Below are 17,468 nucleotides of genomic sequence, written 5' to 3'. Positions count from 1 at the left end.
GGGTTAATTTCCACGATTTGCGCTGGCGGCGCGTTTTTTACGCCAAAGGATTATCAGTGAACCGAACAGTCCGATGAACAGCAGCGCCAGCGGCAGCATCATCAGAAAAAACATCAGTTCGTCTTCATAACGTCGGAATATCGGCGTTTTCCCCAGCGCGAAGCCGAGCGAAACCAGAATCAGCACCCACAGCAGCGCGCTCATCCAGTTAAAAAACTGAAAGCGGGCGTTGTTCAAGCCGGACAGACCGGCGATGGTGGGCAGCAGCGTGCGGATAAACGCCAGAAAGCGCCCAATCAGCAGCGCGGAAAGACCATGGCGATGGAACAGGTTGTGCGCGCGCTGGTGGTAGTGGGCCGGCAGGTGGGAAAGCCAGCTTTGCACGGTGCTGGTATTGCCGAGCCATCGCCCCTGGATATAACTCACCCAGCAGCCGAGACTGGCGGCGGTGGTCAGTAAAACAATGGTAAGGGGAAAATTCATCGTGCCTTTCGCCACCAGCACGCCAACCAGAATCAGCAAACTATCGCCGGGCAGAAACGCGGCGGGCAATAAGCCGTTTTCCAGGAACAGAATCATAAATAGCAGCAGATAGATGGTCCAGACCAGCGTGGGATCGGCCAGCGTCTCGAAATCCTGATTCCAGAGCGCGTGTAAGAGTTCTTTGATGATATCCATACGGTTGTTCCTAATACGGCGGTATTACGTGCTTCCCGTGGCGATACGATAGCGCTCCGGTCATCGTAAAATCAGCCAGTCTTGCAGGACAATGCGTCCGGCAGCGCCCCACGGAGGCTTTTTATGCCTTAACTGGCTGATTAAGCGTAACTAAAGTGATCAAGTTGTAACAACCTTGACCGGGTCGGGGTAGATAAATATAACAGCAGAAATCGTGATTTCGCGTGTTTTATTGAGTATAAGCCTATTTTTACCGCCTTTTTTACATTATTTGACACAAGCATAGATTTTCTGAAGCTTAATCGCGGCGGCGGCAGGGATTTTAGCCCTGATTTTATTGGCGCGCGGCGGATGCGCGCTGATCGATGCCGTCGGCGACACGCGGCGCCGTCTTGTCTGGCGCTTGTCGCGTTGGTTTCGCCGTCGGCCGGGCGACCCCGTGTAAGTATATACGCAATAATGTTTAGCGGGCGGAAAGAGGGCGGCTGAACGCATCGCAAGAGCGCGGCGGCGGTCCGCCGCGCCCGGCCCGGCTTAAAGCGGGTTTAAACGTTCTTTTTCCGCCAGTCTGGCGTCTTCGGCTTCGCATACGGCGGCAATAAACATCACATCGGTGGAGGAGTTAACCGCCGTCTCCGCCGAGTCCTGCAGCACGCCGATAATAAAGCCGACCGCAACCACCTGCATGGCCACATCGTTGGAAATACCGAACATGCTGCAGGCCAGCGGAATTAACAGCAGCGACCCGCCGGCGACGCCGGAAGCGCCGCAGGCGCACAGCGAGGCCACCACGCTCAGCAGCAGCGCGGTCGGCAGATCGACATGAATATCCAGCGTATGCGCGGCGGCCAGCGTCAGGACGGTGATGGTAATGGCGGCCCCTGCCATGTTGATGGTGGCGCCGAGCGGGATGGCGACCGACCAGGTATCCTCATCCAGATTTAGTTTGCGGCACAGCTCCATATTGACCGGAATGTTGGCCGCCGAACTGCGGGTAAAGAATGCGGTCACGCCGCTTTCACGCAGACAGGTTAATACCAGCGGATACGGATTACGGCGGATCTTCCAGAAGACGATCAGAGGATTGATGCCGAAGGCGACCAACGCCATGCCGCCGATCAGCACCATGAGCAGATGTGCGTAGCTCCACAGCGCGCCGAAGCCGGTTTCCGCCAGCGTGGAGGCGACCAGTCCGAAGATCCCCACTGGCGCGAAACGGATCACCACGCGCACGATGAAGGTGACGGCATCCGACAGGTCGCAAACCATCTGGCGGGTCGTTTGCGAACCGTGGCGCAGCGCGATGCCAAAACCGACCGCCCAGACCAGAATGCCGATATAGTTGGCGTGCAGCAGGGCGTCGATCGGGTTGGCGATGATGCTAACCAGCAGACCCCGCAGGACCGCCACAATGCCGGAGGGCGGTACGACATCCGCCGCCTGGGCATTCAGCACCAGGGTTGAGGGGAAGAGGAAGCTGATGCTTACCGCGACAAGCGCGGCGGAAAAGGTGCCGATTAGATACAGCACCAAAATCGGACGGATATTGGTTTTTTGTCCCTGCTGGTGGCCGGCGATCGAGGCCATCACCAGCATTAACACCAGCACCGGCGCCACGGCTTTCAGGGCGCCGACGAACAATGTGCCCAGCAGGCCGACGGCGACGGCCGCCTGAGTGGATACGGCGGCCAGCGCGATGCCGGCGGCCAGCCCGACCAGGATCTGTTTCACCAGACTGGCGCGCATGAAGTAATGGAAAAAACGAGCGTGTTTGTCAGCCATAATATTAACGGTGTTACCGTTCCCGCATTGTTGTTATCCCGTTCATTTTTCAGGCTGCAGGGGCGCCTTATTACCGGAACTGTCCCGGCTTCGTCCCTGTAAGCCGCGCTTAACCGCGCGCCCGGCCGTCTGGTCCCCCAGGTTATTTACCGGAGTAAACGACCGGCGATGCGCGCGGGCTGGCGGCGTCCTGAAATCGATTGGGGTGATGTTGTTCAGGCCGCGCATTCCGGCAGAACAAAATGCCAAAATGTTTTACAACCTGTAACCAGGTGTGTTTGCGCGAGTCAGTATAGGGAAAATGGTTAACATGAAAAGCGGCGTTATTTTTTTTCATTATGTTTTGTGGCGTAGCCCGCGAAAATGCGAAAAAGTTCCGTTTGGGCGCCCTGGCTGCCGTTAGCGGGCGAACCCGCCGATTTTGCCGCGTTGCCTGCGCCCGGCCGCAGACTTATCCCGATGTTTTTTCAGCATTCAGGGATGAGACGCGGCATTACGTGTTTGTGCGCCGGAATGACGTAACAACGCGCAGGCGGCGACGGAATAGTCGGGCCGCGCAGGGGGGGAGTCGGCGTCCGGCAGGCGGCAATATCGCCGGGCGGGCGCAGTGGTTACTGCGCCGCGTCCGCCGGGAAAATCACGCCGGTCTGCCGGCGAATCTCGGTCAGCAGGCGCGCCACGTCCAGCGACGTCGCCAGCCCCGGGTGTTCGACGCTGCCGCTGTCGACCAGTCCGGCAAAGATTTCCGCTTCATACAGCATGGCGTTAATATGCTGCGGCAGGCTCAGATCCTGGCGCTTGCCGTCAAGGCTGAAAAACTGGATGCGCTGGCATTCTGCGATCTTATCGATGACCAGCGTGCCTTCTTCGCCCTGGATTTCGCTGGCGATCGCGGAGTGGCTCACCTTCGAATGCAGCAGCGTTACGTCAAAATCGCGGTAATTGAGAATGACGCTGCCGTGCGCGTCGACGCCGCTTTTCAGCAGCGCCGCGCTGGCCTGCAGCGCGTGCGGCGCGCCCCACAACGCGACGGCGCTGGCCAGACAGTAATAGCCGATATCCATGATCGAGCCGTTTGAAAATGCCGGATTAAAGGTATTGGGGACCTCGCCGGCCAGGTAGCGCGGGTAACGCGAAGAATACTGACAATAGTTGAACAGCGCTTTACGCAGCCGGCCGATTCTGGGCAGCGCCTGGCGCAGCGCGGTGAAGTTGGGCAGGCTGGCGGTTTTGAATGCTTCAAACAGCACGACCCGCTGCTCACGCGCGCAGTCGATCATGCGTTCGGCTTCACGCTGGTTCGAGGCCAACGGTTTTTCGCAGATCACATGTTTGCCGTGGCGCAGGAACAGCAGCGTTTGTTCACAGTGCAGAGCGTTGGGGCTGGCGATATAGACGGCGTCGATGGCCGGTGATTTCGCCATCTGCTCCAGAGAGATAAACAGATGCTCCACCGGATAATCGGCCTGCCAGCTCCGGGCCTGTTCCAGCGTACGAGAGTAGACCGCCGTCAGTTTCATTTTCCCGCTCTCATGGGCGGCATCGACAAACTGACGGGTTATCCAGTTAGTACCTATAATCGCGAAGCGGATCATATGGCTGCTATCCTGCTGACGAAAAAGAGAGCACCAGATTAGCATGCCGATACGACAAGACAATGCCGTCGTCGTCGCCATTTTCGGCGGCAATTGCCGCGGTCGGTGCGAAAAAGCATTTACTGCGGCCCGCTTTTAAGCGATAAACAGCGCAATTTTTACGATTCAGGAGCAGTGATGAACCAGGCAACATGGGAATATAGCGGGCTGACGCTGGAGCGTTTTCCGCAGCAGAGTAACGACGCCACGCTACAGGCATGGGACGCTGCCGATGAGTATATCCTGCGAGAGCTGGAATCCGCTCCCTCCGCCGCCGGTCCGGTACTGATCTTTAACGACGCCTTCGGGGCGCTGGCTTGCGCTCTGCAGTCGCGGCATCCGTTCTGCGTCAGCGACTCGTTGTTAAGTCAACTGGCGACGCGCCACAATCTGGCGCTGAACCATTACGCGCCCGACGCGGCGACGTTGCTTGATAGTCTGGCTGATTTACCCGCCGCGCCGGCGCTGGTGATCATTAAGCTGCCGCGTACGCTGGCGCTGCTGGAATATCAGCTGCATGCCCTGCGGGCGGTCGTCGGCCCGCAAACGCAGGTGGTTGCCGCCGCGAAAACGCGTGACGTTCACACCTCGACGCTGCAGCTATTCGAACAAATTATCGGGCCGACCCGCACCTCGCTGGCATGGAAGAAGGCGCGTCTGATTCACTGCGAAGTCGCGCCGCCGGCCCGGCCGGACTACAATCCGCTGGTCGGCTGGACGCTGGATAAAAGCGATTATCTGATCCAGAATTTACCCAACGTCTTTTCCCGCGGCGGGCTGGATATCGGCGCCCGCTTCTTTATGCAGCATTTGCCGCGCGATCTGGCGGGCAGTATGGTCGATTTGGGCTGCGGCAACGGCGTGGTGGGGCTGACGGCGCTCGAGCGCAACCCGGATGCCAGCCTGCTGTTTTGCGACGAGTCATACATGGCCGTTGAGTCCAGCCGCATTAACGTAGAGCACAACCGACCGCAGGATATGGCGCGCTGCGAATTCCGCGTCAATGACACCTTGACCCGGGTGAAGCGCGAGAGTCTGCAGGCCGTCCTGTGCAATCCGCCGTTCCATCAGCAGCAGGCCATCACCGACCAGATCGCCTGGCAGATGTTTCATGACGCGCGCCGTTGCCTGGTCTCGGGCGGCGAGCTGCGTATTGTCGGCAACCGCCATCTGGACTATTTTCACAAGCTGAAGCGTCTGTTCGGCAACTGCGAGGTGCTGGCCAGCAACAGTAAATTCGTGGTGCTGCGTTCGGTGCGCTCGATAACGCGTCAGGCGGTCTGAACGCGCACGGCGCTGCGGCCGATCGCGGAAATAAGATGACGGGGCGATTCGCCGCTTTATCGATACTAAAACGGGGCGGTCGCGCCCGGCCGGCCTGGCGCGAAAATGCGTCGGCCGGAACAGGCAGGGTTCGGATTGTTTGTTGTATGGGCGCGCTGTCATTATAATTCGCTGGATAATTAAGCGAAGGAATCTGTATGAGGCTAGAAGAACTGGAGACCCGGCTGAACGGCGCGTTACTCGATTTAGAGCGCACCCTTCAGCAACAGCAGCAAACCTGGCGGCAGGATTATCAGGCGTTGCAACAGCAGCTGGCGCAGTCGCAGCAGCGGGAACATGAGCTCAGCGCCCGGATTAACCAGTTGGTGAACCAGCTTAATATGGTTGACGCCTCGCCAGAGCGTAATCCGCTGATGCAAAAAATAAAGGTTATCAATGCCTATGTCGATGCATTGGCTAAAGACGCCTCGGCGTTCGCGCGCTCTCTGCCCTGATGTACCGTACCTTCTCAGGCGATCAGCCTGAGCGGTTACTGTCGCCGCGTGTTTTAACGCAATATTGTCATTTTCTTACCAGATATCCTCGATTTCTTCATATTTGGTGCAAAATTCGCTGCCATCCTTTCAGTTATTTACCGTCGCTCTAATTACCTGAAGTTCGATGGCGTAGACTTCATGGCGTCAGGGCGACATCGTTCGCTAATGAACAACCCTATGTGAGGATTTGAATATGCGTAAATTGACCGCAATGTTTGTCGCTACCACGCTGGCGCTGGGCGCCGCAGGTCTGGCCCACGCCGAACCCGCCGATGCGGGCAAAGCCCCGGAGGGGCGTACTCAGGGTATGATGAAGCACGGTCCGCGCGGCGACATGATGTTTAAGAATTTGAATCTGACGGATGCGCAGAAACAGCAGATTCGCCAGATTATGCAGGACTCGCGTAAAGAGCCGCGCATGCCTTCGCCGGAAGATCGTCGGGCGCTGCATCAGTTGATTACCGCCGGCACCTTCGATCGGGCTCAGGCCGAGACGCTGGTGACGAAGATGGAAGAAGCGAACAAAGCGCGCACGCTGGCGCATCTTGAAGCGCAGAGTAAGATTTACAATATTCTGACGCCGGAACAGAAAACGCAGTACAACGCCAACTTCGAAAAACGCCTGGCGCAGCCTCATCCGGACAAACACGACGGCAAGCCGCCCAAACCGGCTGAATAATCCGACGGCAGCGCGCGCCAGCGGTCTGCCGGAGTAGGCCTTTTGCCGCATTCGCATTCAGACCGCCGCATCTCTCCATGGCTGCTCAACATCGCGCCGTGGCCGGATGCGGCGGTTTGCCGCATTGGGTCTCCGGGGGGCCCGCGGAGGTAGCCGCCGACAGGTATCGTCCTTTCGTTCTCTCCCTTTACCGGCGCCCGCCGGCGGGGAAATCACCGGTAAATCGATGTGAAAGCGGTCGGGTAACTCTATCCTGCGCCAGCCATCTGCGGCGCGTCTTATTTTGGTGCACTCCCGCCTTCTGCTGCACCAGACTGTACGTTTTTCTCTGCCGCGTCGGCGGTTGTCCTGTATGGCTTAATCGACTTCATTTCATTATTAATTATTTTATTTCAATCAATTAGATAATTTTTTTTGTTTTTTTATGGTGTTGGCGCGCGGTTTGCTTTTCTTTTGGCACAACTATTTCTTATTTTGTTTTTTTATAAAACATATGTGCCATAGGGCGCGTCGCCGCGGGAGCCATGATGAATAGCCTATCGCCGATAGCAGAAGAAAAGAACGCCATGCTGGCCGAATTACAGACCATTATTCGGCGAGTCTATAGCGCGCTGTCTCCCGCCGAAAAGAAACTGGTGGATGTCATTCTTGCCCATCAGCACCATCTGGCCAGTTACAGCGCCACGGAACTGGCCGGGCTGGCCGGCGTATCGAAATCCACGGCCGCGCGCGTGTTTCGCCGTCTCGGTTTTGAGGATTTCAATCAGTTCCGCACCAAATGCCGCGGCATTGAGCCGGTGGGCGGCTCGCCGCTCAGCAACCTGGAACAGCATCCGCAGCGGCCGAAGACTCTGCGCGAGCGGCTGGAGGTGCACGTTGAACGCGAGCGGGAAAATCTTTCCGTTATGCACCGGAACAGTATGCCGGCGGAGCTGGAGCGGGCGGTGAATCTGCTGAGCGGCGCGCGGCGCGTCTGGGTTATCGGTTTTCGCAATAGCTACGCCACCGCGTTTTACGCTCAGGCGCTGTTTTCCCACGCGCTGTCCGATGTGCAGCTGGTCAACGATCCCGCCGCCAAATTCGCCGATGTGCTGGCCGATATCCAGCCGCAGGACGTGCTGTTCGTGGTGGATTTCCCGCGTCAGATCCGCCTGCTGTCTTACCTGGTGCAGGTGGCGAAAACCTACCGGGCGCGGGTGATTATTCTGAGCAACAGCCTGGTGTCGGATATCGACGCGTTGGCGGATATCGTCATTCCCTGCGCCGCCAGCGGCAGCGCCATCTTCGACTCCTATACCGCCGCCATCAGCATGGTCAATTTTCTCGGCAATGAGCTGGTGGCGAAATCTCCTGAAAAGGCCAGTCAGCGTATGCAACGCATGGAGGATATCCATCAGCAGATCGACGACCTGTATCAGCCCGTGCCGCTGCCGCATGAGGATACCAGCAACCGTTTTTAACACCGACACACACAATGCGTAATCCACCCTTTATTTGAGGAAATCAGCGATGTTAACTCCCGCGTTTTCGACGATGCATAAATTAGGCTGTACGGTTCTGTTGTCGCTGTCTGTACTGGCGTCTCAGGCCCAGGCCGCTGACCCGGTCAAAGTGAAATTTTCGATGGACTGGCGCTTTGAGGGGCCTTCGGCGCCGTTTTTGATGGCCAAAGCGAAGAACTATTTCGTTCAGGAAGGGCTGGATGTGCAGATCGACTCCGGCAACGGGTCGGCCGGCGCGGTAACCCGGGTGGCCACCGGCGCCTATGATATGGCCTTTGCCGATTTCAACTCGCTGATCGAGCAGGAGTCGCAGCATCCTGGAACCGGCATCAAAGGCGTCTATATGCTGTACAACGTGACGCCGGGCGCGGTGTTTACGCTGAAGAGCTCGGGGATCGCCAAACCGACGGATCTGCAGGGTAAAACCATCGCCGCGCCGGTGTTCGACGCCGCCCGCAAGTCCTGGCCGGCCTTCGCCAAAAAAGTGGGGCTCAATAAGGATGCGGTCACCTGGCAGTCCGCCGATCCCACCGTCACCGACAATTTGCTGGCGCGTAAGAATGTGGACGCCATCTCCGGCTTCTATTTCACCAACTTGTTGAACCTGGAGGCGCGCGGCATCAAGGCCGACGATCTGGTGATTTTCCCCTATTCGCAATACGGCGTGGATCTGTACGGCAACACCATTATCGCCAGCAAAAACATGCTGGAAAATCATCCCGAGGTTATTCAGGCCTTTTTGCGCGCGTTCAATAAAGCGGTGCAGGAGACTATCGCCGATCCGAGCGCCGCGGTGCAGTACGTCAAGGCGCGCGACTCGCTGATCAATGCGCCGCTGGAAACGCGTCGCCTGCAGATGGCGCGGGACATGCTGATCGTCACGCCGGAAAGTAAAAAACTCGGTCTGGGCGCTGTCGATCCGGCGCGGATGAAGAATTCCGTTACCGAGGTGGTCAGCGCGTTCGGTCTGAAGAACACGCCCGACGCCAGTACATTATTTACCGATGCGCTGTTGCCGGCGCGTGCAGACCGGGACGTTCAATAACCCCCGTCACACAGCATGATTTCAGGTGGTAACAAATGAGTTTCGTGAAATTTGAGAACGTCAGCCTGGCGTACAACAACAGCGATCAACTGGCCATCAAAGATGTGAACTTCAGCATCAGGGAAAATGAGTTCGTGGCGCTGGTTGGTCCGTCCGGCTGCGGTAAATCGACGTTTATGAAATTGACCTCGGGCTTGATTGCGCCGACGGAGGGATACGTCTTTGTCAATAAACGCGAGGTCGTCGGACCGCAGAAATGCATCGGCATGGCGTTTCAGGCGTCTAATTTGTTACCCTGGCGGACCACGCTCGACAACGTCATGCTGCCGATGGAAATCGTGGAGCCGTATCGTTCCACGCTGCGCGCCAACTACAAAACGTATCAGCAGCAGGCCCGCGCGTTATTAAAACGGGTCGGGCTGGAAGGCTGCGAGGATAAATATCCCTGGGAGCTGTCCGGCGGGATGCAGCAGCGCGCTTCCATCTGCCGGGCGCTGATCCACAAACCCCGCCTGCTGATGCTGGATGAGCCCTTCGGCGCGCTGGACGCCTTCACGCGCGAAGAGCTTTGGTGCATGGTGCGCGATCTGTGGCAGGAGTCGCCCTTTACCGTGGTGCTGGTGACGCACGATCTGCGCGAGGCGGTGTTCCTGGCGGATACCGTCTATGTCATGAGCGCCCGTCCGGGCCAGATTATCGCACGCCGGGAGATCGAACTGCCGCGCCCGCGCGATTTGCAGGTGACCTATACCGATCCTTTTTCCCGTTATGTGCTGGAACTGCGCGAGCACATCTCTTCACTGCGCAAAGCGTAATAAGGGGCGCCATTATGTCGCGATCAACGCTGATCAAAATCGCCCCCTGGGGGCTGTTAATTCTGCTGGGATTGATCTGGCAACTGATTGTTACCGGTTTCAATGTCTCCAGCTATTTATTCCCTTCCGTGACCGACGTCTGGCGATCGCTGGTGACCGACTGGCGGCCGATCGCCGAGCACTCGCTACAGACGCTGTATACCACGCTGGTCGGCTTTGTGCTGGCGGTGGTGTTCGGTCTGTTTCTCGGCATTGCCGTCGGCGCCTCCAACCTGGTGTACAAGGCCGTTTATCCGCTGTTGGTCGGGTTTAACTCCATACCTAAGGTGGCCTTCGTACCGGTGCTGGTGGTGTGGTTCGGCATTGGCACCGTCCCGGCTATCGCCACCGCGTTTCTTATCTCCTTCTTTCCCATTGTGGTCAACGTGGCCACCGGCCTGGCGACGGTGGAGCCGGAGATGGAGGACGTGCTGCGTTCGCTGGGCGCCTCGCGCATGGATATCCTGAAAAAAGTGGGGCTGCCGCGCTCGCTGCCCTACTTTTTCGCCTCGCTGAAGGTGGCGATCACGCTGGCGTTCGTCGGTTCGGTGATTTCGGAAACCGTCGCCTCCAACCTGGGCATCGGCTATTTGATGATGGCCGCCAGCTCCACCATGAATATGGCGCTGGTGTTCGCCGGCTTGATCGTTATCGGCGCGATGGGCGTCGTGATGTACGAAATCTTCGCCTTTGTCGAGAAACGGATGACGCACTGGGCCCATCGCTAACGCCGGAGGACGGGGGAAATGCCCGCCAGAGGCGACAACAGAATACAAGGAACCTGTCATGAGCAGTGATTTGCGGATTAACGGCGAACGCCTGATGGCGTCATTACATGAGCTGGGAACCTTCGGCGCGCTGCCCGGCGGCGGCGTGTGCCGCCTGGCGCTGAGCGATGAGGACCGCCAGGGGCGGGACTGGACCCTGGCGCGTATGCGCGCGCTCGGGCTGACGGTCACGATCGACGGCATCGGCAACGTCGTCGGCGTTTACGCCGGGCAGATCGACGCGCCGCCGGTGATGATCGGCTCGCACATCGACACGGTGGCGACCGGCGGCCTCTATGACGGCAACTACGGCGTGCTGTCCGGGCTGGAGGTGATCGCCACGCTGCGCGACGCGGGAATTCGTCTGCGCCGACCGGTGGCGGTGGCCTTCTTCACCAATGAGGAAGGGGCGCGTTTTCAGCCCGATATGATGGGCAGTCTGGTGTTCCAGGGCGGTCTGGCGCTGGAAACGGCGCTGGCTACCACCGGCATCGACGGCGTGACCGTCGGCGATGCGCTGCGTCAGATCGGCTACGCCGGCCCGGCGCCGGTGGGCGCCAACAAAGTGGACAGCTATTTCGAACTGCATATCGAGCAGGGGCCGGTGCTGGATGAAGAGGGCTTGTCCATCGGCGTGGTGCAGGGCGTGCAGGGTATTTCCTGGACCGAGTTCACGCTGGGCGGCGTGGCCAACCATGCCGGCACCACGCCGATGCGTCTGCGCCACGACGCCGGCTATGTGGCGGCGCGTATTAACACCTTCGTGCGCGAACTGGCGCAGGAGTTGGGGGGCGATCAGGTGGCGACGGTCGGTTACCTTACCTGCGCGCCGAATCTGGTGAATGTTATTCCCGATACTCTGCGGTTGACGGTGGATCTGCGCAATACCGACGCGGAGGTGCTGCGCCAGGCGGAGCAGCGGCTGTGGGCCTTCGCCGACCGGGCGGCGACGCAGGAAGGGGTGACGCTGACGCGACGCATGCTGGCGCGTTTCGAACCCACGCCGTTCGATACGGAGATGGTGGATCTGGTGGAGGCGCAGGCGCGCCGGCTGGGTCTGTCGTCGCGCCGCATGCCGAGCGGCGCGGGGCATGATGCGCAGATTCTCGCCGCGCTGTGTCCGGCCGGGATGATCTTCGTTCCCAGCGTAGAGGGGCTGAGCCATAACATCCGAGAATTCACCGCCGCCGGGGATCTGATCGCCGGCGCGAATGTGCTGCTCGGTGCGGTGGCGCAGCGCGCGCAGCGCGACTGACGCCAGAAAGATTAATGATGAGGGAGAGATAAAGTGGCTCGTTATGTCAATGTCGCTATCGGCCAGTTGGGACCGGTAAACCGAGAGGATTCGCGCGCGCAGGTGGTGGCGCGTTTAATGAAACTGATGCGAGAGGCCCGCCAACTGGGGGCCGATCTGATCGTCTACCCGGAGCTGGCGCTGACCACCTTCTTCCCGCGTTGGTACATCGAGGATGAGCAGCAGCTGGACAGCTGGTGCGAGGCCAGCATGCCCGGGCAGGACACCCTGCCGCTGTTTGAACTGGCGCGGGAATTGCAAATCGGGTTCTGCCTCGGGTACGCCGAGCTGAGCGACGAGGGCGGCGTCAGGCGGCGCTATAACACCTCGATTCTGGTGGATAAAAACGGCGATATCGTCGGCAAGTACCACAAGGTGCATCTGCCCGGCCACCGCGAGCACGAACCGTGGCGCGCTTTTCAGCACCTGGAGAAACGCTACTTCACGCCGGGCGACCGTTTTTCCGTCTACCCGGCGTTCGGCGGCCTGTTCGGCATGGCGATCTGCAACGATCGACGCTGGTGCGAAACCTACCGCGTAATGGGGCTACAGGGCGTGGAGATGGTGCTGATTGGTTACAACACGCCGGTGCATAACGCGCCGGCGCCGGCGCATGACGACCTGTCCCTGTTCCATAACCAGCTTTCCATGCAGGCCGGCGCATACCAGAACGGCACCTGGGTAGTGGGCGTCGCTAAGGCGGGGACGGAAGAAGGCGTCGATCACATCGGCGGCAGCTGCATTATCGCCCCGTCCGGCGAAGTGGTCGCCAGCTGCGTCACCAAAGGCGACGAAGTGGCGATCGCGCACTGCGATCTGGATTTTTGCCAGATCTATAAGCGCACCACCTTTAATTTCGATCTGCACCGCCAGCCGCAGGCCTATGGGCCTATTACTCGTCTGAAGGGCGAAACGCTGCTGGCGGACGGCAGTCCGCGGGTAAAAAAATAATTATCCCCGTCGCGCGCCAGGCGGCCGGGCAACGCGCCGGCCGGCCGAAGAATAACGTCGCGCGACCGGGCATCCCGGTCTGGAGAAGGTAATTTAATGGAAACACAGCTAATTGGTCAGGAAGTGCCGCGCGTGGATGGCCTGGCGAAGGTGAAAGGCAGCGCGATTTACGGCGACGATATTCACATGAAAAATATGCTGTACGGCGTCTGCCGCTACGCGGATATTGCGGCCGGCAGCGTGGAGGATATCGACCTGAGCGACGCGCTGCAGGTGCCGGGCGTGGTGAGAATCGCCACGGCGCGCGATGTGCCCGGCGAAAGCCATATCGGCGTGGTGATTGCCGACTACCCGCCGCTGGCGGATCGCAATATCGCTTTTCGCGGCGATGTGATCGCCATTATCGCCGCCACCGGCTATGAGGCGGCCTGTCGGGCGGCGGATCTGATTCGCGTCCGCTATACGCCGTTTATCCCGATCGTCAACGTGGAAGAAGCGATCAAACCCGACGCGCGTCTGATCCACCCCGGCAGCGCCAGCAACATTATCAATCACCACCATACGGTGAAGGGCGATATCGACGCCGGCTTCGCCGCCTCGACGCATATCTTCGAGCGAGAGTATGAGGTGGGTTACCAGGAGCACGCCTACCTGGAGCCGGAATCGATCATCGCCTGGATCGACGATAACGAGCAGATCATGTCGCTGGCCGGTTCGGTGCAGAATGCCCACCGGGTGCGCGGCTTCGTGGCGAAATATCTGGGCCTGCCGCAGTCGCGGGTCAACGTAAAGCGCTCGGTGCTGGGCGGATCGTTCGGCGGCAAGGACGATATCATCGACCATTTGGCCTGCCGCGCGGCTCTGTTGTGTCAGCTCACCGGCCGGCCGGTTAAGTTTACCTATAACCGCGAACAGTCGATGCGCGAGAGTTACAAACGTCATCCGTACAAAATGAAATATAAGATCGGTCTGGATGACGAGGCGCGTATCCAGGCGATCAAGATTGACGTGCTGGCCGATGGCGGCAGCTATGCCGGCCAGACGCCGTTTGTTACCTGGCGCAGTTCGGTCCAGGCCGCCGGGCCTTACCGTATTCCCAATGTGCGGGTCGATGTGACCGGCGTCTATACCAACAATAACTACACTTCGGCGTTTCGCGGCTTCGGCGCGCCGCAGGTCATCCTGGCCAATGAGTCGCTGATGGATGAGGTGGCGGCGGCGCTTGGGCTGTCGCCGCTCGAACTGCGCCAGCGCAATATCCTTAAACAAGGGGATACCAGCATGGCGGGGCAGGTGTTTAGCGAACATACGGTCTCGGCCGAAGAGGCGCTGCTTACTGCGGCCGACAGCTCGGAATTTCTTGCCAAACGCGAACGCTACCGCCGGCTGAACGCGCAGGGCGGACCGATAAAATACGGCATCGGACTGGCGCTCAGCCACCGCGGCTGTTCGCTGGGGGCCGAGGGGCTGGACGCCTCATCGGCGCTGATCCAGGTCAACGCCGACGGCAGCGTGAATATCTCCACCTCGGTATCGGAAAACGGCCAGGGGTTGCAGACCGTCATGTCGCTGATCGCCGCCGAAGCCTTCGGGTTGCCGCTGGAGCAGGTGATGTTCAGCGAGCCGGCCACCTCGATGATCGCCGACGGCGGTTCCACCGTAGCCTCGCGCGGCACGCTGATGGGCGGCCAGGCGATCCTGAGCGCCGCCAACAAAATCAAGCGGCGCATGGCCGACGCGGTGGCGGCGCAACTGGGCGCCGACGGTATCGACCAGCTGGCGTGGCGCGACGGCAGGGTGTTCAACCTGAACGATCCGGCGCGCAGCCTCGATTTCCCGCAGGTGGTGACGCTGACCAGGGCCACCGGGGCCAATCTGTCGGCTTACGGCTGGCACGTGGCGCCCGATATTCACTGGGATGAAGAAAAGGGCTGCGGCAGCCCGTACTTTACCTGGGTGTACGGTTGTCAGGTGGCCGACATCGAGGTGGATACCCGCACCGGCAAGATCACCCTGCGCGAGATCACCGCGGTGCACGACGTGGGCAAGGTCATCAACCGGGTCGGCTTCGAGGGCCAGGTCTACGGCGGAGTGGTGCAGGGGCTGATCGGCTACGGCATGCTGGAAGATTTCAATATCGAACAGGGCGAAGTAAAGTCGGAAAATTTCGACACCTACCTGCTGCCCACCATCCGCGATGTGCCGGAGATCAAGGTAATCGCGCTGGAGAATCATGACAAGGCCGGGCCGTACGGCGCGAAGGTGATCGGCGAGCCGGTGCTGGAACTGGGCGGCGCGGCGCTTAATAACGCGGTCAGCTTCGCGCTCGGCCGCTGGAACCGCACGCTGCCGCTGACGCTGGAGCAGGTGCGGCTGGGCTACAACCTGAAGAAACCGGTGCGGCAGAGCGAGCAGCAGGCGCAGTCAGGCGAGCATAAACAGGTGCTGAGGCTGAATACCCTCAGCATGCTGTCGCCGGCCAGTCTGGACGAGGCGCTGGCGATGCTGGCGCAGGGCGAGGCGCAGGCGATAGCCGGCGGCACCGATGTGCTGGTGCAGGCGCGGCTGAAGACCACGCCGGTGCGGCTGGTGAATATCGCCGGCCTGTCGGCGCTGCAGGGCGTGCGGCAGCAGGGCGACGAGCTGAGTATCGGCGCCGCGACCTGTTTCACCGACCTGGTGGCCGATGCGCGGCTGCAGGCGCGCTATCCGCTGCTGGTGCAGGCGTGCCGCACCATCGGCTCTCTGCAATTGCGCAACCGGGCGACGGTGGGCGGCAATATCGTCAACGCGGCGCCCTGCGCCGATTCGGTGCCGCCGCTGATTGTCTATGGCGCCGAGGTGGAGCTGCGCGAACTGAACGCCAGCCGCCGCCTGCCGCTGGCGGAATTTATTACCGGCACCTATCGCACTCAGCGCCGGCCCGGCGAGTTGCTGACCCGCGTGATCCTGCCGGCGCCGGAGCCCGGCGCGCTGCATACCCACTATTTACAGCTCGGGCGCCGCAATGCGGTCAATATCACCCGGCAGAGTCTGAGCGCGCTGTTTCGGCTGGACGAACAGGGGCGGATTGACCTGTGCCGGCTGGTGGACGGCGCGCTGTTCAGCCATCCGCAGCGGTTGACGGCGGTGGAACAGACGCTGCTCGGCCTCCCGCCGACGCAGGCGGCGATCGACCAGGCGGCGGCGGTGCTGGAGAACATGATGACCCAGGCGATCGGCGGGCGTTGGTCCGCGGTTTATAAAATCCCGGTCTATCTCGATATGTTTCGCCAGACGATGGCCGAACTGGCGGCCGGATGCGAGAGTAAGGAGTAAAGCATGCATCAGATAGAGCTAAAAATTAACGGGATTCGGGTGTGCGCCGCGGTGGACGATAATGCCCGGCTGCTGGATTTTCTGCGCGAGGATCGCGGGCTGACCGGCACCAAAGAGGGCTGCTCCGTCGGCGAATGCGGCGCCTGCACGATCATTATGAACGGCAGGGCGGTATGCGCCTGTCTGCTGCTGGCCGCGCAGTGCCACGGCGCGGAGATCACCACCGTCGAAGCGTTACGCCACGATCCGATAGGCGTTAAGCTGCAGAATGCGTTCGTCCGCCACGGCGGGGTACAGTGCGGTTTCTGTACGCCCGGCGTGCTGATGAGCGCCAAAGCGTTGCTGGACGCCAACGCCCGCCCGGACGACGCTGAAATCCGTGTGGCGCTGGAGGGCAACCTGTGTCGCTGCACCGGCTATCAGCCGATTATCAAATCCATCAAAGCGGTGCTGGCGGAGTGAGCCGTCCAGCGGCGTGCGCGCGGCTACAGGGGATAGAGTCCGATGACGGAAAAAGTGTGCCTGATGCTGGCGGCCGGTTTATCCAGCCGCATGGGGCAGTGGAAAATGATGTTGCCGTGGGAAGAGGGGACCGTACTCGACGGCGCGCTGGCGGGCGCCCTGTCGTTCTGCGACCGGGTGGTGTTGGTCACCGGCTTTCGCGGCGCGGAGCTGCAGTGGCGCTACCGGCGGCATGCGCGCATCACGCTGTGTCATAACGAGCGTTTTACCGACGGTATGTTTTCCTCGATTCGCTGCGGCGTCGACGCCACCGGCGACGGACCGTTCTTTCTGGCGCTGGGCGATATGCCCGCCGTCGGTCGGGATATCTATCGCGCGCTGTGGCGCCGGCGCGGCGATCGCTGTCTGATCCCGGTCTATGCGCAGGGTAAAGGGCACCCGGTGCTGCTGCCGGCGCCGGTGCGCGAGGCGGTGCGCCAGGCCAGTCCGCAGACGTCGATGAAGACGATTATCGAACGCTACGGCTGTCAGCGGGTGGCGGTGGCGGATCCGACCATCCACTGGGATATGGATACGCCGGCGCAGTATCGGCAACTGCTGGTGCGCTATAGCCAATAGCAGAGGGACGGACGGTTACGCCGCGATCTTCCTTGCGCCGCTCTCGCTGATAACGAAATTTGTC

Annotated in this window: 15 protein-coding genes; 12 read left to right on the top strand and 3 right to left on the bottom strand. The window is 60.3% G+C overall.

The genetic code is table 11. The annotated features are described in order from the left end of the window. Positions 1-3: 3 nt before the first annotated feature. From FJU30_RS02185 to FJU30_RS02175, 3 genes are all read right to left on the bottom strand, one after another. Entirely contained in the window at positions 4-678 is a 675-nt protein-coding gene (locus FJU30_RS02185; protein WP_150433792.1) for a DedA family protein, read from the bottom strand. A gap of 534 nt (positions 679-1,212) precedes the next feature. Next, positions 1,213-2,460 carry a serine/threonine transporter SstT gene (gene sstT / locus FJU30_RS02180; RefSeq protein WP_150433791.1) on the bottom strand — a complete coding sequence of 416 codons (1,248 nt, stop codon included), beginning with the start codon at positions 2,458-2,460 and terminating at the stop codon, positions 1,213-1,215. A gap of 611 nt (positions 2,461-3,071) precedes the next feature. Continuing rightward, positions 3,072-4,055: a Gfo/Idh/MocA family protein gene (locus tag FJU30_RS02175; protein ID WP_150433854.1), complete on the bottom strand. Its 984-nt coding sequence runs from the start codon at positions 4,053-4,055 to the stop codon at positions 3,072-3,074. A 177-nt stretch (positions 4,056-4,232) separates the two neighbouring features. Between FJU30_RS02175 and rlmG the strand changes: the two genes are divergently transcribed. The 12 genes from rlmG (at position 4,233) to FJU30_RS02115 (ending at position 17,404) form a co-directional block, all read left to right on the top strand. Beyond that, on the top strand, positions 4,233-5,378 hold the full coding sequence (gene rlmG / locus FJU30_RS02170; RefSeq protein ID WP_150433790.1) for a 23S rRNA (guanine(1835)-N(2))-methyltransferase RlmG: 1,146 nt from the start codon (positions 4,233-4,235) through the stop codon (positions 5,376-5,378). A gap of 197 nt (positions 5,379-5,575) precedes the next feature. Further along, on the top strand, positions 5,576-5,872 hold the full coding sequence (locus FJU30_RS02165) for a hypothetical protein (protein WP_150433789.1): 297 nt from the start codon (positions 5,576-5,578) through the stop codon (positions 5,870-5,872). 235 nt (positions 5,873-6,107) lie between these two features. Further along, positions 6,108-6,593, top strand: a complete 486-nt coding sequence (spy, locus tag FJU30_RS02160; RefSeq protein ID WP_150433788.1) for an ATP-independent periplasmic protein-refolding chaperone Spy — start codon at positions 6,108-6,110, stop codon at positions 6,591-6,593. A 524-nt stretch (positions 6,594-7,117) separates the two neighbouring features. After that, on the top strand, positions 7,118-8,053 hold the full coding sequence (locus FJU30_RS02155) for a MurR/RpiR family transcriptional regulator (protein WP_150433787.1): 936 nt from the start codon (positions 7,118-7,120) through the stop codon (positions 8,051-8,053). A 49-nt stretch (positions 8,054-8,102) separates the two neighbouring features. Further along, positions 8,103-9,140 (top strand): ABC transporter substrate-binding protein, encoded by a 1,038-nt coding sequence (locus tag FJU30_RS02150; protein ID WP_150433786.1) that lies wholly within the window; start codon positions 8,103-8,105, stop codon positions 9,138-9,140. Positions 9,141-9,175: 35 nt separating this feature from the next. Then, a complete protein-coding gene (locus FJU30_RS02145; RefSeq protein WP_150433785.1) occupies positions 9,176-9,955 on the top strand; it encodes an ABC transporter ATP-binding protein in 780 nt (259 codons plus the stop codon). A 14-nt stretch (positions 9,956-9,969) separates the two neighbouring features. Further along, the gene (locus tag FJU30_RS02140) at positions 9,970-10,722 is read left to right on the top strand and encodes an ABC transporter permease (protein WP_150433784.1); all 753 of its coding nucleotides are present in this window, start codon (positions 9,970-9,972) and stop codon (positions 10,720-10,722) included. Positions 10,723-10,780: 58 nt separating this feature from the next. Next, complete coding sequence (locus tag FJU30_RS02135; protein ID WP_150433783.1) at positions 10,781-12,016, top strand: Zn-dependent hydrolase; 1,236 nt, start codon at positions 10,781-10,783, stop codon at positions 12,014-12,016. Positions 12,017-12,049: 33 nt separating this feature from the next. After that, on the top strand, positions 12,050-13,006 hold the full coding sequence (locus FJU30_RS02130) for an N-carbamoyl-D-amino-acid hydrolase (RefSeq protein ID WP_150433782.1): 957 nt from the start codon (positions 12,050-12,052) through the stop codon (positions 13,004-13,006). Between the two features lie 96 nt (positions 13,007-13,102). Beyond that, positions 13,103-16,324, top strand: coding sequence for a molybdopterin cofactor-binding domain-containing protein (locus tag FJU30_RS02125; RefSeq protein ID WP_150433781.1), 3,222 nt, complete (start codon positions 13,103-13,105; stop codon positions 16,322-16,324). A gap of 3 nt (positions 16,325-16,327) precedes the next feature. After that, a complete protein-coding gene (locus tag FJU30_RS02120) occupies positions 16,328-16,786 on the top strand; it encodes a (2Fe-2S)-binding protein (protein WP_150433780.1) in 459 nt (152 codons plus the stop codon). A gap of 42 nt (positions 16,787-16,828) precedes the next feature. Beyond that, positions 16,829-17,404 carry an NTP transferase domain-containing protein gene (locus tag FJU30_RS02115; protein WP_150433779.1) on the top strand — a complete coding sequence of 192 codons (576 nt, stop codon included), beginning with the start codon at positions 16,829-16,831 and terminating at the stop codon, positions 17,402-17,404. Positions 17,405-17,468 lie beyond the last annotated feature (64 nt).

The organism is Affinibrenneria salicis, from assembly GCF_008710095.1.
This window is presented reverse-complemented; position numbering and strand designations above follow the sequence as displayed.

Bases quoted from the DNA above. Each gene is read 5' to 3' on its own strand.
- FJU30_RS02185 (WP_150433792.1), bottom strand. From the start codon at position 678: ATGGATATCATCAAAGAACTCTTACACGCGCTCTGGAATCAGGATTTC.
- sstT (WP_150433791.1), bottom strand. From the start codon at position 2,460: ATGGCTGACAAACACGCTCGTTTTTTCCATTACTTCATGCGCGCCAGT.
- FJU30_RS02175 (WP_150433854.1), bottom strand. From the start codon at position 4,055: ATGATCCGCTTCGCGATTATAGGTACTAACTGGATAACCCGTCAGTTT.
- rlmG (WP_150433790.1), top strand. From the start codon at position 4,233: ATGAACCAGGCAACATGGGAATATAGCGGGCTGACGCTGGAGCGTTTT.
- FJU30_RS02165 (WP_150433789.1), top strand. From the start codon at position 5,576: ATGAGGCTAGAAGAACTGGAGACCCGGCTGAACGGCGCGTTACTCGAT.
- spy (WP_150433788.1), top strand. From the start codon at position 6,108: ATGCGTAAATTGACCGCAATGTTTGTCGCTACCACGCTGGCGCTGGGC.
- FJU30_RS02155 (WP_150433787.1), top strand. From the start codon at position 7,118: ATGATGAATAGCCTATCGCCGATAGCAGAAGAAAAGAACGCCATGCTG.
- FJU30_RS02150 (WP_150433786.1), top strand. From the start codon at position 8,103: ATGTTAACTCCCGCGTTTTCGACGATGCATAAATTAGGCTGTACGGTT.
- FJU30_RS02145 (WP_150433785.1), top strand. From the start codon at position 9,176: ATGAGTTTCGTGAAATTTGAGAACGTCAGCCTGGCGTACAACAACAGC.
- FJU30_RS02140 (WP_150433784.1), top strand. From the start codon at position 9,970: ATGTCGCGATCAACGCTGATCAAAATCGCCCCCTGGGGGCTGTTAATT.
- FJU30_RS02135 (WP_150433783.1), top strand. From the start codon at position 10,781: ATGAGCAGTGATTTGCGGATTAACGGCGAACGCCTGATGGCGTCATTA.
- FJU30_RS02125 (WP_150433781.1), top strand. From the start codon at position 13,103: ATGGAAACACAGCTAATTGGTCAGGAAGTGCCGCGCGTGGATGGCCTG.
- FJU30_RS02120 (WP_150433780.1), top strand. From the start codon at position 16,328: ATGCATCAGATAGAGCTAAAAATTAACGGGATTCGGGTGTGCGCCGCG.
- FJU30_RS02115 (WP_150433779.1), top strand. From the start codon at position 16,829: ATGACGGAAAAAGTGTGCCTGATGCTGGCGGCCGGTTTATCCAGCCGC.